The organism is Streptomyces sp. CA-251247, assembly GCF_050952975.1.
Taxonomy (GTDB): domain Bacteria; phylum Actinomycetota; class Actinomycetes; order Streptomycetales; family Streptomycetaceae; genus Streptomyces; species Streptomyces achmelvichensis.
Genome location: NZ_CP191861.1, coordinates 505270 through 525330 on the forward strand (window position 1 = coordinate 505270; position 20061 = coordinate 525330).

The following is a 20061-nucleotide window of genomic DNA, read 5'->3' on the forward strand; positions in this document are numbered from 1 at the left end:
CGGCCGTACGCGAAGATGGAAGCCGGCGCGGCCGTCGGGCGGCCCGCCGGGACCGGCACCGGACGACGCGGGGAGCAGCAACGTGGCCATGGCAGAACGCACGCGGGAAACACGTGAGCGGATCCTCGCCGCGGCGTGCGAAGTGATCGCCGAGGTCGGTTTCGAGAAGATCCGGATGCGCATGGTCGCCGAGCACGCGGGTGTCTCGACGGCACTGCTGCACTACCACTTCGAGAACCGCGAGAAGCTGTTCACGGAAGCGATGACGCACTCCTTCGCCCAGACGGGCACCGAGCTGGAGCGGGACGCCGATTCGGTGCCCGCCTCGGTCGTGCTGGCGCGGATTCTGCACAGCCTGCTCCCGACGGATCCCGAGCTGCGGCAGGACTGGCGGCTGTGGCAGGAGCTGTGGGTGAGGGCGCTGCGGGACGAGACGGCGCAGCACCTCGCCGTCGATCTCTACGACCAGCTGCACACCTGGGTCGGCCAGGCGATCAAGCGCGGTATCGACTCCGGAGAGTTCACCGACTGCGACATCGATGCGACGAGCACCCTGTTGCTCGCGCTGTGCGACGGTTTCGGCATCCGGCTGATGCTGGGGGACCCGAAGGTCGATCTGGACAGCGCACAGGCGACGATCTGGGGAGCGGCCGCCTCTGTACTCGGGACGGGCCCGGACTTCCCGGCGCTCTGACGCCGTCGCGGGGGGACGGGCCGGCCCTCAGCGCGAAGCCCGGCCGTCCGCTTCCGGGTCGCGGTCCGAGCGCGGCCATACGTACGGGAGGTCGTCCGGCACGTCGGGGAACAGTGCACGGTAGAAGTCGGGGTCCTTGCGCACCAGCGCCGACCGATGGCTGCGGTGGAACGCCGCATCCCCCAGCCAGGGCGGGAGATCGCCGTCCGAGGCGAGCTGCTCCTGGGAGCGTACGGCGGCATCCGGGCGCAGGGCGTGGAAGTCGTCGACCATGGTGACGGCACAGGTGTCGTCACGTCCCCCGTCGGTCCACACACGGCACACCTGAAGTCCGTAGCGGACGAGCGCCTCCTCGTACCCCCTCCACATGCGCACGGCAGGGTGGTGCCGCCATCCGTAGCCCGGCACGGTGAGCCCGCGCAGGACCTGGAGCGCCTCGACGCGCTGTTTGCCGAGGCGCCGCTGGTCGAGAGCCTCGGCGGATTCCGGGAATCCGGGATGGGGCAGGAAGGTCTGCATAGAAGGTGCATACCGCGTGGGGCCGCGGCCTCACACGGCGCTCGCACATCTTCCACCGGCGACGGACGGTGCGACGGGCCTGCCCGTGCGCCGGAATCGTCGTGCGGAACGGATGTCCGGGCCCGCGCTGGGCATGCCCCACATGAAGGACCGGGCCGAGCCGCAGCCGGAGGAATCGCCCTCCGCGCGCGATCATGGCCCGGTAGGACACCGGTCGACATGGAGGAGTGGGCGAATGCCGAACGAGCGCGCGGGACAGCCGGCGCGGCCGGAGGATCTCATCGACGTGGCCCGGCTGGTGACCGCCTATTACGCCCTGCATCCCGATCCGGCCGATCCGGCGCAGCGGGTCGCCTTCGGGACGTCGGGGCACCGCGGGTCCTCCCTGGCGACCGCGTTCAACGAGGACCACATCGCCGCGACGAGCCAGGCGATCTGCGAGTACCGGGCCCGGCAGGGGATCGACGGGCCGCTGTTCCTCGGCACGGACACCCACGCGCTGTCGGAACCGGCGCGGGTGACCGCGATCGAGGTCTTCGCGGCCAACGACGTGACCGTGCTCATCGACACCGCGGACGGCTACACCCCCACCCCCGCGGTGTCGCACGCGATTCTGGCGCACAACGCGGGACGCACCTCCAAGATCGCCGACGGTGTGGTGGTCACGCCCTCGCACAATCCGCCGGCGGACGGCGGCTTCAAGTACAACCCGCCCAACGGTGGTCCGGCCGGCTCCGAGGCGACCGGATGGATCCAGGAGCGCGCCAACGAGATCATCACGGGAGGCCTGAAGGACGTCCGCAGGATTCCCTACGCCCGGGCGCTGGCGGCCCGGACGACGGGACGGTACGACTTCCTCGGGTCCTATGTGCGCGATCTTCCGTCGGTGGTCGATCTGGACGCCGTCCGCGCCGCGGGGGTGCACATCGGTGCCGACCCCCTCGGCGGCGCGTCGGTCGCCTACTGGGGCCGCATCGCCGAGGAGCACCGACTCGATCTGACGGTCATCAATCCGCGGACGGATCCCACCTGGCGGTTCATGACGCTGGACTGGGACGGCAAGATCCGGATGGACTGCTCGTCGCCGTACGCGATGGCGTCGCTGATCGAGGAACGCGACCGGTTCGGGATCGCGACGGGCAACGACGCCGATGCCGACCGGCACGGCATCGTCACCCCGGACGGCGGGCTGATGAACCCCAACCACTACCTCGCCACGGCGATCTCGTACCTCTACGCCCATCGCGAGCAGTGGCCGGCCGGCGCGGGCGTGGGCAAGACGCTGGTGTCGTCGAGCATGATCGACCGCGTGGCCGCCGAACTCGGCCGCGAACTGGTCGAAGTACCCGTCGGATTCAAGTGGTTCGTCGACGGACTGGCCGACGGCACCATCGGCTTCGGCGGCGAGGAATCCGCGGGCGCTTCCTTCCTGCGCCGCGACGGGTCGGTGTGGACCACCGACAAGGACGGCATCATCCTGGCCCTGCTGGCGTCCGAGATCCTGGCCGTGACGGGCCGTTCGCCGAGCGAGCACTACGCCGCGCTGACGGAGCGGTTCGGTGAACCGGCCTACGCGCGGGTGGACGCACCCGCGACCCGGGAGGAGAAGGCGGTGCTGGGCCGTCTGTCGCCCGAGCAGGTGACCGCGGACTCGCTCGCCGGCGAGCCGATCACCGCCGTGCTGACCGAGGCGCCCGGCAACGGCGCTGCGATCGGCGGCATCAAGGTGACCACGGAGAACGCCTGGTTCGCCGCCCGCCCTTCGGGCACGGAGGACGTCTACAAGGTGTACGCCGAGTCGTTCCTCGGCCCGGACCACCTCGCCCGTGTCCAGGAGGAGGCCCGTTCGGTGGTGTCCGCGGCCCTGAACAGCTGACGTCCGTGCGGGATCAGCCGCGCCCCGGCGGCTGATCCCCCGGTCGTTTCCGCTCCGGCGCGAGTCTGCTGCGCGCCGTCCCTCGTCTCCGGCGGCACGGCGCCGCATGCGGTGGGCGCGTCCGCCTCCCGGCAGGTCCCGGAGCGGCACGCGTCCGAGGATGCCAAGACCGGTGATTACACCGATGCCGCACGGGTGGAGGCGCCGTGACAGTGGCACCGCCAGCGAATACGGCGATGCCACGCGGACCCACCGGCAGCCGCACCCGGCCCGGCGCCGGGTGCCGGAGAGGTCCGTCTGAGCGGTCGCCACGACCGAGAGGACGACTCCGTCGTGCAGCAGAGCAACCGCGCCACCCCCCACCCGCACCTCGACCGCGCCCCGTCCGGGGCGCCCCACCAGGACGGCAGGCCCCGCTCCCGTCGGTGGACGGCCGCCCTGGCCGCCCTGGTCGCCGTAGGAATCGGCACCGCCCTGACCCCGGGCGCGCAGGCCGCCGACAACCCCTACGAACGCGGTCCCGCCCCCACCACGGCGAGCATCGAGGCATCACGCGGTTCGTACGCCGTGTCGCAGACCACCGTGTCGTCGCTGAGCGTCAGCGGATTCGGCGGCGGCACCATCTACTACCCGACGTCCACCGCCGACGGGACGTTCGGCGCCATCGCCATCTCGCCCGGCTACACCGCAAGCCAGTCGTCCATCGCCTGGCTGGGCCCGCGCCTTGCCTCCCAGGGCTTCGTCGTCTTCACCATCGACACCCTGACGACCCTCGACCAGCCCGACAGCCGCGGCCGGCAACTCCTCGCGGCCCTCGACCACCTGACCCAGCGCAGCACCGTGCGCACCCGGATCGACAGCAGCAGACTCGGCGTCATGGGCCACTCGATGGGCGGCGGCGGCACGCTGGAGGCGGCCAAGAGCCGGCCGTCGCTCCAGGCCGCGATACCGCTCACCGGCTGGAACCTCGACAAGTCCTGGCCCGAGCTCAGGACGCCCACGCTCGTCGTGGGAGCGGACGGCGACACGATCGCCCCGGTCTCCTCGCACTCCGAGCCGTTCTACACGTCCCTGCCGTCCTCGCTCGACAAGGCGTACCTGGAGCTGAACAACGCCTCTCACTTCACGCCGAACTCGTCGAACACGACGATCGCGAAGTACAGCATTTCGTGGCTCAAGCGCTTCATCGACAATGACACCCGCTTCGAGCAGTTCCTGTGCCCGCTCCCCCGTCCGAGCCTGACCATCGAGGAGTACCGCGGCAACTGCCCGCACACCTCCTGACGGACACCACCGGTGGCGGCCGCGTTCCTCGGCCGCCACCGGCCTGTGCCGCCGCACAGCCGTGGCGCGACATCCTTGGGAGCCGCCCCACCGATGGAGCCGGCCGATATCGTCCCGGCGTACTGTTCTTGCAGCTCAGAGGGCCGAAGTGGGGGCGAGTGGCCCGCGGACCCGCGGTTTCCGCCCGTGGAGACACGGCCGTAACGTGACCGTGTGACCGGAAGGACGCCCGCACGACACTCTCTGCGGCTCTACGGCCGCACCACCGAACTGGCGGCCCTGGCCGCACTGGCGGACCGGGTCCGGTCCGGGCGAGGCGCCGCGCTGGTGCTTGCCGCGGAACCGGGTCTCGGGCGAACTGCCCTGCTGGAGCAGGCTGTTCGCGACAGTGATGCCGGGACGGTACTGCACGTCCGGGCGGCGCGGGCCGAGCGCGACCTCCCGTACAGCGGGGTGAACTCGCTCCTGACCGGCGCTCCCCCGGTACCGGACCCACCGGGCGAGGTCCCGCCCGCGTGCACCTCGCCCACCGGGCTCCTCGAGGCCCTGCGGCGCGGACACGCCCGTGAAACCCTCCTCGTCTGCGTCGACGACGCACATCTGTGGGACGCCGCGTCGCGCGCGGCTCTGGGATATACCGCCCGGCGCGCCGGTTCGCTCCCGGGCGTCGGGCTGCTGATGTCGGTGGCCGCACACCGGGCGGACGCCGCGGACTTCGCGGGTCTGCCGGTCGTACGCCTCGGTCCCCTGGCGGAGGACCCAGCGGCGACCCTGGTGGACGAGCTGGCGGAGGAACTGACCGGCGATCCTGCCGACCCGAACGTACGGGAGGCGGTACTGCACGAGGCGATCGGCAACCCGGCCCTGCTCATCGCCGTCGTCCGGCGACTCTCCGCTGCTCAGCTCGCGGGGCACGCGCCGTTACCGAGGCCGCTCGCCGACGGGGCCGCGCTTCTGCGCGTTGTCGGCAGCAGACTGGAGGAACTGCCGGTTGCGACACGGCAGTTGCTTCTTCTGGTCGCCGCCGCGCAGGAGCAGAATCCGGACGGCGCCGGGGCGGATGCGACGCTGCTGATGCGAGCGGCCCGGGCTGCCGGGTTCGACCCCGCGGCCCTGGATGCCGCCGAGGCGGCCGGTGTGACACGCAGCGCCGGGAACCGGATCCGGTTCGACGACCCCCTGCTGCTTCGTGCCGTGCTCAGCGGTGCGGCCCTCTCCCGGCGGCGCGCCGCACATCGCCTGCTGGCGGCCGTGCTCGGCGGCGAACGCCACCGGCTGTCGCGTCTGCTGCACCGGGCCCTGGCCGCCGACGGGCCCGACCCCGCTCTCGCGGCCTGTCTCGCGGCCGCCGCCGACTCCCCCGATGTACGGGCGACGCCCCTCGAACGGTCCGTCGCCTTCGGCCGCGCGGCCCGCCTCACGCCTCCTGGCAGTGCCCGGACGTCCCGGCTGACCGCCGCCGCCGAGCATGCGTGGTTCGCCGGAGATCCGGGCAGAGCCCGCGATCTGCTCGCGGCGGGCCGGCAGGAGTCGGCGCACGACGCCGTGCGGGGCTGCGCCGAACTGGTGCGCGGCACCCTGGCATTGCACGACGGTCCGGTGGGGGACGCATACGAGATCCTGATGCTGGCCGCCGCTCTGCTCGGCCCGTACGACCAGGAACGCATGCTGACGGCGAGGCTCGGCGCGACCGAGGCGGCGTGGTCGGCGGGTGACGTCCCGGCCTGCCTCGTCGCGCTGGGCGGCGCCGCTCGGACGGCGTCCGCACCCGGCGAGGAGAGCTCCACCGGGGAGCGCTCGCCGACGGAGTTCCGCACGCCGGCAGCCTGGCCGCCCGGCGACGGGGCGGCAAGGCCCGGGGGCGACGGCGACCTGTTCCACGACTACCGCGCGGGCATGCTGCACGCGCTCGGCGCACGGCTCGACGAAGCGCGTCGGCCTCTGCGGCGCGTACTCGACCGGGCCGCCACCGATCACGACCCGGCCCGACTCGTACGGGCCGGTGTCGCGGCCCTCGTCCTCGGCAACATCGCCGCGGCGTGCCATGTCAACGCCCGCGCTCTGGCGGCGGCGCGGGCACGCAACCTCGTGCCTCTGGTGCCGCAGATCCTCGAACATCTTGCCTACGCCGAGCTGCGTGCCGGGCGGCACGCCCGCGCGCGGGCCCATGCCGAGGAGGGGCTGCGCGCCGCCCACCGCACCGGCCGGCGCAACTCCGTCGCCCATCACCACGCCATCCTGGCCCTGGCCGCATCGGTCGAGGGGGCCGGCGAAGCGGTCACCGCACATGCCGAAGCTGCCCTGGCCATCGCCGGCCCGCACGGACTCGCTCAGGCCGCCACGCTCGCCGAATGGGCTCGCGCGCGAGCCGACCTGGGACGCGGCAGGGCCGCCGACGCGGCCGCCCGGCTGGGTCCGCTGGTGCGGCCGGGCCACCGGCGCGGTCATTTCGCCGTACGCATGCTCGCGGTGCCCTGCTACGTCGAGGCCGCCGTGCTCGCCGGAGAGCCGGAGGACACCGCCACGGCGGTCGAGGAGTTCGCCGTGTGGGCGGCCCAGGGAGCGGATCCGCAGGCACCCGCCCAACTCTCGCGCTGCCGCGCCCTGCTGGCTTCGGCGCAGGAGACCGAGGCTCTGTACGAGCACGCCCTGGTCCGGCACGAACTGGCGGGCGGCGACTTCGAACGCGCCCGCACCCTGCTGCTGTACGGGAAGTGGCTGCGGCGACGGCGACGGCTGCGGGAGGCCAGGGGCCGGCTCAGGGACGCGCTGTTCGCCTTCGAACGGTCCGGTGCCCTGGTCTGGGCCGAGCAGACGCGGGCGGAGCTGCGGGCGACCGGCGGCGCGGGGGCGCGGGAACAGCGGCCCGGCCCCCTGGCGTGTCTGACACCGCAGCAGCTGCGGATCGCCCGGTGTGTCGCGGACGGCGCGACCAACCGTGAGGTGGCCCTCCAGCTCTCGCTCAGCCCGCGCACGGTGGACCACCATCTGCGCAATGTCTTCGCTCTCCTGGGGGTCCGATCCCGTGTCGAGCTGTCCCGGCTCGTGGACCAGGCGGAAAAGAATCGTCCGGACCCCTAGGGACCGACCGGACGGTATGCCATTCTTCGGACTCAACGAACGTCCCGGCCGCGGAGCGGTTCCGCTGCGTGTACCGGGCGGAGTCGACCTTGGCGGAGGGCCGCGATGCAGCACATCGTACGAACCCGGATCCAGGTACCCACGGCAGTTCCGACCGCGGCCGCGCGAGGCACGGTCCGGGTCCGATCGCAGGTCGACAAGGAGGCACGCGACGTGCTCCACCGCGCCGCCCGGGTGCTGCTGGACGGCCTGCCGGAACTCACCGACCAGTTGCTGGCCGCGCTGCGGGAGCAGGAGCCCGCCTACCGGGCGGCGATCGAGGCGGACGCCGCCGACGTGTGGCAGGAGACCCACCGGTCGCTGCGGCACAGTGTCCATTCACTGCTCGACCCGCGGGAGAACCGGGAAGCGGCCCACCGCTGCTCCCGGAAGATCGGCGCGGCCCGTGCAGAACAGGGCCTGCCCCTGGACGCGTTGCTGCACGCCTTCCGGCTCGGCGGCGGCATGGTCTGGCAGGGACTCGTCGACGAGACGACCCGTCACTGTCCCGACGACGTCCGGCTGCTCGTGCATGTGGCGGCCGACGTCTGGAACTTCGTCGATGAACACTGCGCCCTGGTCGCCGAGGCCTACCGGCAGGTGGAGCGCCGGCTGACCTGGCGGCGTGAGAACCGCTTGCGGGTGATGACGGCGGCGCTGCTCGACGGCACCACCCGCATCGGCGACCTGCCGGAGGTGGCCGACGCCCTCGGTCTCCCGGAGGACGGCAGATACGCGGTCGTCCTGATCGACGGCGGGCAGAGCGCCGCCTACGCGGGGGCGCGGCCGGCGGCCCGGGCTCCTGGCACGCGGATGGTGTGGCACACCGGCGCGGACGCCGAGCACGGGATCGTGCTCATCGGCGACGACGGTCTCGCACGGCTGGCAGAGGACATGACCGGCCCGCCCGGCGCCCGCATCGGTATCAGTTCGGCCGTCGACGGCCTGGCCGCCGTTGGTGACGCCCGCCGTCTCGCTCAGACCGCGTTGCGCGCCTGTCCCGCGAGCGGCGGCACCGTACTGCTCGACGAACATCTGCCGGCGGCTCTGGTCGTCTCGAGCCCGGCGCTCGGCACGGCGCTCGCCGACCGTGTCCTCGGTCCCCTGCTGCGGCTCGACCCGTCCGACCGCGACCTGCTGCTGGACACACTCGCCGTCTGGCTCGACTGCGAGGGGTCGGCCCAGCGGGCGGGCGCCCGGCTCTACTGCCACCGCAACACCGTGCTCAACCGGCTCCGCCGCTGCGAGCAGCTCACCGGACGGTCCCTCACCCGCCCTGCCGATGTCGTCGAGTTCACGCTGGCCCTCACGGCGCGGCGCCTGCTGCGCGACTGAGGACGGGGTTCGGGGCGGGAGCTCGCCGCTGAAGGGCACCGAAATGGGGGCAGCGCCCCGTAGGACGTCACGAACGGCGAAACATGCCCTCGGCGTGGCGTGCCGCCCACCGGGTGAAGATCCGGCCCACTCCACTCGAAGGGGTCAAGAAGCGGCTCCCGAACCGACCTCTCCAGTGGTGGGAATGCCGCATTCGTCTGACGGTAGATCATGTCGCTACTGCGGACCCCTGAGCGGACGCTGTGTCAGCCTACGTAGTTGCGGCGGAAGGACCCTCTCATGCGCTCTGCCCGCATTCTGCTCGCCTCGGCCGCTGTCACAGCGGCCCTCTCGATCTCGGCGCCGTCCGCGTACGCCATGACGTTCGGCGACGACTGGGAGAAGGACAAGGGCTCCTCCTCGAGCAGCGACCACCACGACGACTCGTCCAAGCACGACGACGAGGACTCCGGCAAGCACGACAAGCCGAAGGGCGGCGTCCACACCGGCGGCGGCGCACTCGCCACGGTGTCGAACGACGACTGGGAGAAGGACAAGGACAAGAACAAGGACGAGGAGAAGGACAAGGACAAGGACAAGGACTACGACTCCTCCTCCAAGCACGACGACGACTCCGGCAAGCACGACAAGCCGAAGGGCGGCGTCCACACCGGCGGCGGCGCACTCGCCACGGTGTCGAACGACGACTGGGAGAAGGACAAGGACAAGAACAAGGACGAGGAGAAGGACAAGGACAAGGACAAGGACTACGACTCCTCCTCCAAGCACGACGACGACGACTCCGGCAAGCACGACAAGCCGAAGGGCGGCGTCCACACCGGCGGCGGCGCACTCGCCACGGTGTCGAACGACGACTGGGAGAAGGACAAGGACAAGGACGAGGACAAGGACAGCGGCTACAGCAAGAGCGACGAGGACAAGTCGTGGAAGCACGACAAGCCGCAGGGTGGCGTGCACACCGGCGGTGGCGGCCTCGCGGTCTCCGGCAGTGCCGCGGCCGCGGGCACGGTCCTGCTCCTCGGTGGTCTCGGTGCCGGCGCGTACATGCTGCGTCGCCGTGGCTCGATCGGCGCCAACGCCGCCTGATGGTATGACTCGCACATGAAGTACTGCGCTGCCGTGGCCGGCTGGAAAGGCGGTCACGGCAGCGCCGTATCCCGTTTCACCGTCACCTCTCTCGTACCACCGTCTCCCGCATCACCCGCTCGTCTTCGTATCAGCGTTCAGAACGTCCGCCGCACAAGGAAAGGCGCTCCGTCATGGCCGGTCAGTTGTCCCCGGTTGAGGGTTCGTCCTGGTCCGATCGCGCGTCACGCAGCGTCGTCCGCCGGCTGATGTGGCCGGCTGCCGCGATCGGGCTCGGCCTGGTCCTGATCACCGGCTCCTTCGACACCTCGGCGCAGACCACCGCCCAGGGCATGACACAGGGCACGACAAGTGCCGTCCCGCCCGTGGTCGCACAGGCTCCCGAACAGGACGCCGCTGCGGAAGAGAAGCCGGCGATGCCACCGTCCGCGCCGACGCGGCTGTCGATCCCCGCGATCGGCGTCGACGCGCCCTTCACCGGGCTGGCCATCGGGAAGTCCGGCCAGCTCGACGCTCCCCCTGCCGCCGACGACAATCTGGTCGGCTGGTTCAAGGACGGCGTCGCCCCCGGGGCGCGCGGGACGGCGATCGTCGCCGGTCATGTGGACACCAAGACGGGCCCCGCCGTGTTCGCGCAGCTCAGTACGGTGCTTCCGGGCACGAAGATCGACATCAAGCGCAAGGACGGCACCACCGCGTACTTCCTTGTCGACTCGGTGGAGAGCTTCAGCAAGGCCAACTTCCCCAACGACCGTGTCTACGCCGACGCTCCGGACGCCCAGTTGCGGCTGATCACCTGCGGCGGCGACTACGACCACAAGGTCAAGGACTACACGGAGAACGTGGTCGTCTTCGCCCACCTCGACGCCGCCGGATAGGGCAGGCCGGGAGCAGGGCCTCCAGGCCCCGATCCGAGGAGCCAGGGTCCGCAGGACGGGCCCCGGCACCACCGGGTCGGGGCCTCGGTCGTTGCCGGGTGCGGCCGGTGGCATGGATGTCCGACGACAGGCAACAAGCGAAGGGAACGGGATGCGAACGCAGTCGGATGGCGGAGGGACACGTCATGAGCGAGACAGTTCTCGAAATCTTCCCCGCCGGGTCTCCCCGCGGGTCGTGGGACGCCGAGGAGTTCGCCGCCGAGCAACAGCAGCGGGGCGTCGCCGCCACCGTGTGATGGACCTCGACACCGACTCGTTCCTCGTACGCGTCAGCGACGCCGACGGCTGAGGGCTCTCTCTGTTCGTCGGGCTCGGCCGTGCCGGGCGGGCGCCATTCGTCGGGGTCGACCGTGTCAGGCGGTGGCCGCGAACGCATCGACGCCCGTGAGTTCGGCCGACAGCACCCACAGCCGCGCCGCTTCCTCGGGATCGGTCGCATACGCCTTGACCCCACTGGTCATCACGGCGTCGTCCGCGGCCGGTTCGGCGACATCGCAGTCCTCGCAGTAGAGGCCGCCCATCCCGTCCAGTTGCGCAGACGTCGCCGCCCACACCTGCGTCGCGGCGCCCTGCGTCGGGGTCTTGAGGCCCTCCATCGTGACGTTGCCCTCGGTGTCCACCCAGCCGGCGGCGATCATCTCCTCCCGCGGGATGTGGCGGACGAGGGAGGTCAAGATGCCGCCCGGATGCACGGAGAACGCCCGCACTCCGGAACCCTGGCCCAGGGCGTCGAGCTGCACGGCGAACAGCACGTTGGCCGTCTTCGCCTGCCCGTACGCCTGCCACTTGTCGTAGCCCCGCTCGAACGGGATGTCGTCCCAGCGGATTCCGGAGAACTGGTGGCCCCTGGAGGACACCGAGACCACGCGACCGCCGCCCTGCGCGATGGCCGGCCACAGTCGGTTGACCAGGGCGAAGTGGCCCAGGTGGTTGGTCGCGAACTGGGACTCCCAGCCGGGGCCGACACGCGCCTCGGGGGCCGCCATGATTCCGGCGTTGTTGATCATCAGGTCGATGCTGCGGCCGGTGGCGATGAAGCGCTCGGCGTACGTCCGTACGCTCTCCTGGTCGGCGAGGTCCAGTTCGCCCACTTCCACGCCGGCGATTCCCTCGAGCGCCTCCTCCGCGCGGGCGACACGTCGTGCGGGTACCACCGCATGGGCGCCGGCGCCGGTCAGGGCACGCACGGTCTCCAGACCGATTCCCGAATAGCCGCCGGTCACGACGGCCAGTTTCCCGGTGAGGTCGATGCCGGCCAGGACGTCATCCGTGGTGCTGAGTGCTCCGAACCCCGAACCGATGCTGTGCTGTCGTGGGTCCATACTTTTCAGCCTACGCGCGGGGGCGCGAGCCCGCGCGTAGGCTGGATCGGCGCCCGGCCGGGCACACACCGCAGCCGCCGCGCCACCCTGTGTCGATGAATTGTCGACCGGCGCGGTCGAGATGTCAGGATGAGGACTATGACGATCAAGGTGTACTTCGACATCAGCATCAATGACGCACCCGCCGGCCGGATCGAGTTCGATCTGTTCGACGACGTGGTGCCCAGGACCGCGGAGAACTTCCGCGCGCTCGCCACCGGTGAGCACGGCTACGGCTACAAGGGCGCACCCTTCCACCGGGTCATTCCTCAGTTCATGCTCCAGGGTGGCGACTTCACCGCGGGCAACGGCACGGGCGGCCGCAGCATCTACGGCGCGAAGTTCGAGGACGAGAACTTCCAGCTCAAGCACGACAGGCCGTTCCTGCTGTCGATGGCGAACTCGGGTCCGAACAGCAACGGCTCGCAGTTCTTCATCACGACGATCCCCACCCCGTGGCTGGACGGCAAGCACGTCGTGTTCGGCGAGGTCACCTCGGGCCAGGACCTCGTGACGAAGATCGAGGGCCTCGGTTCGCAGAACGGGCGGACCTCCGCGAGCATCGCCATCACCGAGTCCGGGACGCTCTGACCTTCGCCCGGCACAGGTCCAGGGCAGGGGGCGTAGCGCCCCCTGCCCCCCGGGCCGGTACGGCCGTGACACCATCTCTCTCGACCGGGCGTCGCGTGCGCCCTTGCTGTGCAACAGCCGTGGCGCGAACGACTGTTGCAGAAGCCCGGCGATGTCGGCGACCGCGAGCCGTCTCCGCCGAACAACAGCGGCAGCGGCTCAGACCCACAGCCTGAGCAGTGCCGTCACCACGACCGCTGCGAGCAGTGAGGCGACGAGCGGCACGCGCAGCAGTCGCAGCCCGAGCGCGACCCCGAGACCCGCGAGCAGCGTGAGATCCAGGTCGCGCCAGCCGGGGCCGACCGTCTCCACCAGAACGAAGCCCGCCAGCAATGCGGGCGCGAGCAGCGCGATGACGGACCGCGCACGGTCGGGCAGCTCCCGGCCACCCAGGACGACGGGGCCGACGGCCTTGAAGGCGAAGCTCACCAGGGCTGTCGCGGCTATGGCGATCCAGAGGGTGGTCATGGTCATCGCGCTGCGTCCTCCGTCTCGGCCGAGTCCGTCTCGGCGGACCCTGTCTCGGCCTCGGCTTCCGCGACATCCTCAGGCTCAGCCTCGGCCGGTGTGCCGGCCCCGCTCCCCGACTGCTTCCGCGGTACGAACAGGGCGATCAGAGCGGCCGACGCCGACCCGATCAAGGCGGGTCCTGTCGGCAGGAAGATCACCAGAACACCGGCGACGACGGCCCCGAGCACGGCCGCGGCACGGTTCGCTCGCTCCTTGCGCACCTCGTCGAGCAGGAGCGCGACGAAGAACGCCGGGGTGAGCACGTCCAGACCGAGCGTGTGGAGGAGATCCGCGTCCGGCGCCAGTACGACACCCACCACGGTTCCGCCGATCCACGCCGGCCACTGGACCGCGGTCGCGCCGAGGAGCAGGTCACGGTCGAATCGGCCGCCGCCGCGGTGCGCGGCGACCCAGGAACCGTCGACCACGGTCTGGCCCTCCAGCGATCGGCGCACCGGCCCGCCCCGCAGATCACCGGCCACGGCGATGCCCATGGGCAGGAACCTGCTGTTGATGAGGGCCGCGGCGGCAACGGCCGTCACGACTCCGCCGCCCGCACCCAGCGTCGCGAGCAGGGCGAACTGCGCCGAGCCGGAGAAGACGATCACCGAGCACACGATCGGGGCGACCGTGCCCCAGTCCTGGGTCTGCGACAGGGCGCCGAAGCTCACGGCGAGCGCGAACGCCGCCATGGCGAGCCCTGATCCGACGGCCATGCCTTCCCTGAACCGTGCAGCGATCATACCTTCAGACTAACACCCATAAGGCACCTACGGCCGTTAGAGAGGTAGGCTGGTCCTGTGAGTGAGGAAGATCCTGCGGCCACTGCCGACGTCGCCATGATCGGCGGACACCCGGTGCTCGATTTCGTCAACACGGTCTCCTGGCGCCACGACGAGGCACGCCGAGCGGATCGTGTGAACAGTGCGGACGCCTGGGCCCGTTGGGGTGTCGCGGCCGGAGCGCTCCGGTCCGGAGCGGCCTCCGGGCGGGACGCGGACGAGCCGGCGCGGCTCGCCCTGGTCGAGCTGCGCGAGGCCCTGTGGGCCGTCCTCGACGCCCTCGTCGATGACCGGCCGCTGCCACAGCCCGCATGGGATTCCGTACGCCGCGCCCTGGTCGAGGCCAGAGCCAAGGCCGCGCTGCCCCCCACCCTTCCACTGCGCTGGCAACCCGCCCCGCCCGGCCTCGCCACACTCCGGGGCACGCTGGCCCTGCAAGCCGAACAACTACTGGCAAGCGACGATCTGCACCGCATCCACCGCTGCGCGGGCCCCGGCTGCGGCTGGTTCTTCCTGGACCGCAGCCGCGCGGGCACACGCCGCTGGTGCAGCTCCGGCGACTGCGGGAACAGGGACCGCGCACGCCGGCACTACGCCCGGAAGCACCCGTCGGCAGGCCGACAGGGCAGTAAGGCGCCCTGAGACACGCGCCGACCCGACCCCGCGTAGAGGACAACGCCACCCGCCCCGGGATTTGTCAGCCCACTGTGCAAATCCCCGGCCCGCCGGTACCGTCCATGGCATGTACGGGACATGAGTTCCCGGGGCCCGCGCGCCCTTCTCCCGTCCCGTGTCCGTGGGCGCGACGGCGCGCGCCCGAGCCGAAGCCGGTGGGCCGTTCCCCCTTCTGGGGATGCTCGTGCCCCTCCCCCGAGCGAACAACACGCCCGGGCAATCAGCGACGCGACCTGCCATCGACGGCTCTCCACACCCCCACTTCTGGAGCCGTAGTGACCTCCGACATCGGACGCAGAACGTTCATGGCCCTCACCGCCTCCGCCACCGCGGGCGTCGCCGCGACGGGCCTCACGGAACAGAGCGCCTCCGCGCAGTCAGCACCTCTCACCCCGCAACCGGCCCCATACGCACGGCCGTTGACGCTCTGGTACCCCACCCCGGCCACCGAGTGGCTGCAAGCGTTGCCGATCGGCAACGGCCGACTGGGCGCCATGGTGTACGGCGGCACCGACAACGAAGAACTTCAGCTGAGCGACGACACCGTCTGGGCCGGAGGCCCGCACGAGTACGACAATCCCAAGGCGTTCGCCGCGCTCCCCCGCATCAAACAGCTGGTCTTCGACGGCAACTGGGCGGAGGCCGAACGGCTCGTCAACTCCGACTTCCTCGGCCTGCCCGGCAGCCAGTTGCACTACCAGACGGTCGGCAGCCTGCGGTTGGGGCTGCCGGTGGCAGGGATCGTGTCCGGCTACCGCCGCGCGCTGGACCTGGACTCGGCGGTCACCACGACCTCGTACGTCCGTGACGGTGTCACCTGGACCCGTGAGGCATTCGCCAGCCACCCCGACCAGGTGATCGCCGTCCGGCTGACCGCCTCACGCCCCGGCTCGCTGACCTTCACGGCGGGTTTCGAGAGCCCCATGCGCTTCGCCCTGTCCTCTCCGGACCCGCTGACCGCCGCGCTGGACGGGACGGGTGACGACGCGGGCGGAGTGAGCGGCACGGTGCGGTTCCGCGCCCTCGTACGGGTTCTGGCCGAGGGCGGGACCGCGTCCAGCGTCGGCGGAACGGTCACGGTACGCGGAGCGAACGCCGCCACGGTCCTCGTGTCGGTGGGAACGTCGTACGTCTCGTGGGAGAACGCCGGCGGTGACGCCGCGGCCGTCGCCGCGTCCCGTCTGAACGCGGCGGCGAACCGCCCGTACGCGGAGCTGCGGACCCGGCACGTCGAGGATCACCGCACCCTGTTCCGCCGCACCTCGCTGGACGTGGGGACGAGTGAGGCGGCGAACCTGCCCACGGACGAGCGCGTCGCCCGCTTCGCCGCCGGAGATGATCCCCAACTGGTCGAGCTCCACTTCCAGTTCGGCCGCTACCTGCTGATCGCGTGCTCCCGGCCCGGCACTCAGCCCGCCAATCTGCAGGGCTTGTGGAACAACCTGGTCGGTCCGCCCTGGGGATCCAAGTACACGATCAACATCAACACCGAGATGAACTACTGGCCCGCGGGTCCGGCCAACCTCCTGGAGTGCTGGGACCCCGTCTTCGCGATGCTCGACGAGCTGGCCGTGGCCGGGCGGTCCACCGCGCGGACGCACTACGGCGTGGACGGCTGGGTCACCCACCACAACACCGATGCCTGGCGTGGCACGGCTCCGGTGGACGGTGCCTTCTGGGGCATGTGGCCGACCGGCGGCGCCTGGATGTCCCTCGCGATCTGGGAGCACTACCGCTACACCCGCGACGCGGCAGCGCTGGGGCGTCGTTACCCCGTACTCAAAGGCGCGGCGCAGTTCTTCCTGGGCGCGCTGGTCACCGATCCGACGACGGGCGCGCTGGTCACCTGCCCGTCCGTGTCACCCGAGAACGCACACCACAGCGGAGCCGGCGGATCGCTGTGCGCCGGGCCGACGATGGACAACCAGATTCTGCGCGACCTGTTCGACGCCGTCACCGGTGCCGCCGAAGTCCTCGGTGTCGACGCCGACTTCCGCACCCGGGTCCGGTCGGCGCGGGCCCGGCTCGCCACGATGAGGATCGGCGCACAGGGACAGCTCCAGGAGTGGCAGCAGGACTGGGACGACGGCGCCCCCGAGCGGCAGCACCGGCACATCTCCCATCTGTACGGGCTGCATCCGAGCAACCAGATCAGCCGCACCCGTACGCCCGACCTGTTCGCCGCCGCCCGGACGACCCTGGTGCAGCGCGGGGACGCGGGCACCGGCTGGTCGCTCGCCTGGAAGATCAACTTCTGGGCACGACTCCAGGAGGGCGAGCGTTCCCACCAGTTGCTGTCCGACCTGCTCACACCCGAGCGGACGGCACCCAACCTGTTCGATCTCCATCCGCCGTTCCAGATCGACGGCAACTTCGGTGCCACGGCCGGGATCACGGAATGGCTCGTGCAGAGCCAGCACGACGAGCTGCATCTGCTGCCCGCGCTGCCGCCCGGCCTGCCGAACGGCAGTGTCCGGGGACTGTTGGCGCGCGGCGGCTTCGAGGCCGATGTGACCTGGGCGGGCGGCGTACTGACCGAGGCGGTGCTGCATGCGCGGACGAGCGGGCCCGCGCGACTGCGTACAGCGCGCGCCGTGACGGTGACGACGTCCACGGGCGTACAGGTGCCGGTCACACGTCCGGAGTCCGGTGTCACGGCCTTCACGGCGGAGACGGGCACGACGTATCGAATCCGCCCCGCGCAGTAGGCGATCGCATCTGCTCCCGCGTGCGGCACGTGGGAGCAGATGCAGTCCGGGACCCACTGCCGCCGGGCCGGCTCGCCATGTCCTCGCTACTGCTGGTACGACTCGACCTCGTCGATCGGGCGGGCCTGGGCGTCCGCCGGGTCCTCGCCCGCCTCGACGCGCGCACGGCGCTGGCGGAGCAGGTCCCAGCACTGATCGAGGCGCTGTTCCAGCTGCTCCAGCCTGGCCCGCTCGGCGGCGTCCAGACCCGAGCCGGGCGCCTGGGAGCGGAGCTGGTGCTCCTCCGCGACTAGGGCGTCGATCGTCTGAAGAATGTCATCCGGCATCGTGTGCTCCTCGGAGTGACTCGTCATGAGGGAGATCGCGGTCGCCCTCTTCACGACTGTAGCCCTCCCCCGGGCACCCGACGCGGTCGGCGGCGGCCGGGCCGGAACGCACCACGAGGTGTCGCGCCGACCCCTACGGTGGCCACCGTGCACCCGACGCGTTCCACCGCACCCCGACCGCGGCCCGAGCACCCGACTCTCGATGCAGTTGACCTCAAGTTTGGTTGAGGTTCTAGCTTTGTCTGTGCGCCCCGGGCCATGCCGGCCGACGGGATCCGAGCGCCGGCCCACACTCTCCGGAGGCACCACCCATGGACATGGAAGTCACCGCGTGGACATCGCTGCACAGCGCGATGAACGCCCAGGAGGACAGGAGGCCCTTCTCCCGGGCCACCCTGCGCCGCATCGGCGCATTCGCCCGGCCCCATCGCGGCGAGCTCTACCGGTTCCTGCTGCTGAGCGTGATCACCGCCCTGCTCGCCGTCGCCACGCCGGTGCTCGCGGGGCGGGTCGTGGACGCGATCGTCAAGGGCCGTGACTCGGGCACGGTGACCCGCCTCGCGCTGCTCATCGCCGTCATCGCGGTCGCGGAGGCGGGACTCGGTCTGCTCACCCGCCGTCTGTCGGCCACGCTCGGCGAAGGCCTGATCCTCGATCTCCGTACGGCGGTCTTCGACCACGTCCAGCGGATGCCGGTCGCGTTCTTCACCCGGACCCGCACCGGCGCACTCGTCAGCAGACTCAACAACGACGTCATCGGGGCGCAGCGGGCGTTCAGCAACACGCTTTCCGGTGTGGTCTCCAACCTCGTGACCCTGTTGCTCACCCTCGCCGTGATGGTGAGCATCTCCTGGCAGATCACCCTCCTCGCGCTCGTTCTGCTGCCGGTGTTCGTCGTCCCCGCCCGCCGTATGGGTGCCCGGATGGCCCGGCTCCAGCGTGAGGCCGCGCAGCACAACGCCGCCATGGGGACCCAGATGACCGAGCGTTTCTCCGCCCCCGGCGCGACGCTGGTCAAGCTGTTCGGCCGGCCCGCCGACGAGTCGGCCGAGTTCGCCGCCCGCGCCCGCCGGGTGCGGGACATCGGCATCCGTACCGCCATGTCCCAGTCCGTCTTCATCACCGCACTCACCCTGGTGTCCGCCCTGGCGCTCGCCCTGGTCTACGGCCTCGGCGGCTACTACGCGCTCCGCGGCACCCTGGAGCCGGGCGCCGTGGTCGCCCTCGCACTGCTCCTCACCCGCCTCTACGCCCCGCTGACCGCACTGGCCGGCGCCCGGGTGGAGGTGATGAGCGCCCTGGTCAGCTTCGAGCGGGTCTTCGAGGTCCTCGATCTGAAACCGCTGATCGCCGAGAAGCCGGACGCCCGCCGCGTACCGGACGGGCCCGTGTCGGTGGAGTTCGACGGCGTGCGCTTCGGCTACCCCTCCGCGGACAAGGTCTCCCTCGCCTCGCTCGAAGAGGTGGCCACGCTCGACTCCCGCGGTGGCACGGAGGTGCTGCACGACATCTCGTTCCGTGCGGAGCCCGGACGAATGATTGCGCTGGTCGGCTCGTCCGGCGCGGGCAAGTCGACGATCGCTCAGCTCCTGCCGAGGCTCTACGACGCGGACGCGGGCTCGGTGCGGCTGAACGGCGTCGATGTGCGCGACCTGACCGCGGACTCGATCCGCGACACGATCGGCATGGTCACCCAGGACGGCCACCTCTTCCACGAGTCCGTCCGGGCCAACCTGCTGCTCGCCCGGCCGGACGCCACCGAGGACGACATCTGGGACGCGCTGCGGCGTTCGCGTCTCGACGGACTCGTGGCCTCACTGCCCGACGGTCTGGACACCGTCGTGGGCGAGCGTGGCTACCGCCTCTCCGGCGGAGAACGTCAACGGCTCACGATCGCCCGGCTCCTGCTGGCCCGTCAGCGGGTCGTCATCCTCGACGAGGCGACCGCGCATCTCGACTCCACCTCGGAAGCAGCCGTCCAGGAAGCGCTGGCGGAGGCGCTGGAGGGGCGTACCGCCGTCGTGATCGCCCACCGGCTCTCCACCGTACGGGCGGCCGATCTGATCCTCGTCGTCGAGGAGGGCAGGGTCGTCGAACGGGGCACCCACAGCGAGCTGCTGGCTGAGGGCGGCCGCTACGAGCAGCTGTACCGGACCCAGTTCGACCGCCCCGGCGCGGCCGAGGCGCAGCCGGTCAGCTGAAGCGGCGGGGGCGCCG

General features: G+C 71.2%; 16 protein-coding genes. 11 read left to right on the forward strand and 5 right to left on the reverse strand.

Features of this window, described 5'->3' with window-relative positions; translation table 11 throughout:
- Window positions 1–88 precede the first annotated feature (88 nt).
- On the forward strand, window positions 89–694 hold the full coding sequence (locus tag ACQPWZ_RS02120; protein WP_433570435.1) for a TetR/AcrR family transcriptional regulator: 606 nt from the start codon (window positions 89–91) through the stop codon (window positions 692–694).
- A 27-nt stretch (window positions 695–721) separates the two neighbouring features.
- Here the strand turns inward: ACQPWZ_RS02120 and ACQPWZ_RS02125 are convergent, their stop codons facing one another.
- Window positions 722–1213 (reverse strand): MSMEG_6728 family protein, encoded by a 492-nt coding sequence (locus ACQPWZ_RS02125; RefSeq protein WP_433570436.1) that lies wholly within the window; start codon window positions 1211–1213, stop codon window positions 722–724.
- A 235-nt stretch (window positions 1214–1448) separates the two neighbouring features.
- On the opposite strand from ACQPWZ_RS02125, the gene pgm reads away from it, so the two are divergent.
- The 6 genes from pgm to ACQPWZ_RS02155 all read left to right on the forward strand — a co-directional run bounded on the left by pgm (window position 1449) and on the right by ACQPWZ_RS02155 (window position 10792).
- Window positions 1449–3089: a phosphoglucomutase (alpha-D-glucose-1,6-bisphosphate-dependent) gene (gene pgm, locus ACQPWZ_RS02130; RefSeq protein ID WP_433570437.1), complete on the forward strand. Its 1641-nt coding sequence runs from the start codon at window positions 1449–1451 to the stop codon at window positions 3087–3089.
- 333 nt (window positions 3090–3422) lie between these two features.
- A complete protein-coding gene (bdeA, locus tag ACQPWZ_RS02135; RefSeq protein ID WP_433570438.1) occupies window positions 3423–4373 on the forward strand; it encodes a bis(hydroxyethyl) terephthalate hydrolase in 951 nt (316 codons plus the stop codon).
- Window positions 4374–4586: 213 nt separating this feature from the next.
- Entirely contained in the window at window positions 4587–7454 is a 2868-nt protein-coding gene (locus ACQPWZ_RS02140) for a LuxR C-terminal-related transcriptional regulator (protein WP_433570439.1), read from the forward strand.
- A 105-nt stretch (window positions 7455–7559) separates the two neighbouring features.
- Window positions 7560–8828 (forward strand): PucR family transcriptional regulator, encoded by a 1269-nt coding sequence (locus tag ACQPWZ_RS02145; RefSeq protein WP_433570440.1) that lies wholly within the window; start codon window positions 7560–7562, stop codon window positions 8826–8828.
- 279 nt (window positions 8829–9107) lie between these two features.
- Window positions 9108–9914: a hypothetical protein gene (locus tag ACQPWZ_RS02150; RefSeq protein ID WP_433570441.1), complete on the forward strand. Its 807-nt coding sequence runs from the start codon at window positions 9108–9110 to the stop codon at window positions 9912–9914.
- Between the two features lie 173 nt (window positions 9915–10087).
- A complete protein-coding gene (locus ACQPWZ_RS02155; protein ID WP_433570442.1) occupies window positions 10088–10792 on the forward strand; it encodes a class F sortase in 705 nt (234 codons plus the stop codon).
- Window positions 10793–11205: 413 nt separating this feature from the next.
- Here ACQPWZ_RS02155 and ACQPWZ_RS02160 read toward each other — a convergent pair whose 3' ends face one another.
- Entirely contained in the window at window positions 11206–12174 is a 969-nt protein-coding gene (locus ACQPWZ_RS02160; protein ID WP_433570443.1) for an SDR family NAD(P)-dependent oxidoreductase, read from the reverse strand.
- A gap of 138 nt (window positions 12175–12312) precedes the next feature.
- Here ACQPWZ_RS02160 and ACQPWZ_RS02165 point away from each other — a divergent pair, with 138 nt between their 5' ends.
- Window positions 12313–12804: a peptidylprolyl isomerase gene (locus tag ACQPWZ_RS02165; RefSeq protein WP_340471404.1), complete on the forward strand. Its 492-nt coding sequence runs from the start codon at window positions 12313–12315 to the stop codon at window positions 12802–12804.
- A 198-nt stretch (window positions 12805–13002) separates the two neighbouring features.
- Here ACQPWZ_RS02165 and ACQPWZ_RS02170 read toward each other — a convergent pair whose 3' ends face one another.
- Window positions 13003–13317 (reverse strand): AzlD domain-containing protein, encoded by a 315-nt coding sequence (locus tag ACQPWZ_RS02170; protein ID WP_383242569.1) that lies wholly within the window; start codon window positions 13315–13317, stop codon window positions 13003–13005.
- Window positions 13314–14096: an AzlC family ABC transporter permease gene (locus ACQPWZ_RS02175; protein WP_433570444.1), complete on the reverse strand. Its 783-nt coding sequence runs from the start codon at window positions 14094–14096 to the stop codon at window positions 13314–13316. The genes ACQPWZ_RS02170 and ACQPWZ_RS02175 overlap by 4 nt, the downstream gene beginning before the upstream one ends.
- A gap of 57 nt (window positions 14097–14153) precedes the next feature.
- Between ACQPWZ_RS02175 and ACQPWZ_RS02180 the strand changes: the two genes are divergently transcribed.
- Together ACQPWZ_RS02180 and ACQPWZ_RS02185 are read left to right on the forward strand one after the other, a co-directional pair.
- A complete protein-coding gene (locus ACQPWZ_RS02180) occupies window positions 14154–14777 on the forward strand; it encodes a CGNR zinc finger domain-containing protein (RefSeq protein WP_433570445.1) in 624 nt (207 codons plus the stop codon).
- A 308-nt stretch (window positions 14778–15085) separates the two neighbouring features.
- A complete protein-coding gene (locus tag ACQPWZ_RS02185) occupies window positions 15086–17518 on the forward strand; it encodes a glycoside hydrolase family 95 protein (RefSeq protein ID WP_433570446.1) in 2433 nt (810 codons plus the stop codon).
- An 86-nt stretch (window positions 17519–17604) separates the two neighbouring features.
- Here the strand turns inward: ACQPWZ_RS02185 and ACQPWZ_RS02190 are convergent, their stop codons facing one another.
- The gene (locus ACQPWZ_RS02190) at window positions 17605–17844 is read right to left on the reverse strand and encodes a DUF2630 family protein (protein ID WP_340477700.1); all 240 of its coding nucleotides are present in this window, start codon (window positions 17842–17844) and stop codon (window positions 17605–17607) included.
- A 311-nt stretch (window positions 17845–18155) separates the two neighbouring features.
- On the opposite strand from ACQPWZ_RS02190, the gene ACQPWZ_RS02195 reads away from it, so the two are divergent.
- Window positions 18156–20045 (forward strand): ABC transporter ATP-binding protein, encoded by a 1890-nt coding sequence (locus ACQPWZ_RS02195; protein WP_433570447.1) that lies wholly within the window; start codon window positions 18156–18158, stop codon window positions 20043–20045.
- Window positions 20046–20061 lie beyond the last annotated feature (16 nt).

Coding starts and splice junctions, on each gene's coding strand:
- ACQPWZ_RS02125 (WP_433570436.1), bottom strand. CDS start 1,213: ATGCAGACCTTCCTGCCCCATCCCGGATTCCCGGAATCCGCCGAGGCT.
- ACQPWZ_RS02195 (WP_433570447.1), top strand. CDS start 18,156: ATGGACATGGAAGTCACCGCGTGGACATCGCTGCACAGCGCGATGAAC.
- ACQPWZ_RS02170 (WP_383242569.1), bottom strand. CDS start 13,317: ATGACCATGACCACCCTCTGGATCGCCATAGCCGCGACAGCCCTGGTG.
- ACQPWZ_RS02155 (WP_433570442.1), top strand. CDS start 10,088: ATGGCCGGTCAGTTGTCCCCGGTTGAGGGTTCGTCCTGGTCCGATCGC.
- ACQPWZ_RS02120 (WP_433570435.1), top strand. CDS start 89: ATGGCAGAACGCACGCGGGAAACACGTGAGCGGATCCTCGCCGCGGCG.
- ACQPWZ_RS02175 (WP_433570444.1), bottom strand. CDS start 14,096: ATGATCGCTGCACGGTTCAGGGAAGGCATGGCCGTCGGATCAGGGCTC.
- pgm (WP_433570437.1), top strand. CDS start 1,449: ATGCCGAACGAGCGCGCGGGACAGCCGGCGCGGCCGGAGGATCTCATC.
- ACQPWZ_RS02145 (WP_433570440.1), top strand. CDS start 7,560: ATGCAGCACATCGTACGAACCCGGATCCAGGTACCCACGGCAGTTCCG.
- ACQPWZ_RS02165 (WP_340471404.1), top strand. CDS start 12,313: ATGACGATCAAGGTGTACTTCGACATCAGCATCAATGACGCACCCGCC.
- ACQPWZ_RS02190 (WP_340477700.1), bottom strand. CDS start 17,844: ATGCCGGATGACATTCTTCAGACGATCGACGCCCTAGTCGCGGAGGAG.
- ACQPWZ_RS02150 (WP_433570441.1), top strand. CDS start 9,108: ATGCGCTCTGCCCGCATTCTGCTCGCCTCGGCCGCTGTCACAGCGGCC.
- ACQPWZ_RS02160 (WP_433570443.1), bottom strand. CDS start 12,174: ATGGACCCACGACAGCACAGCATCGGTTCGGGGTTCGGAGCACTCAGC.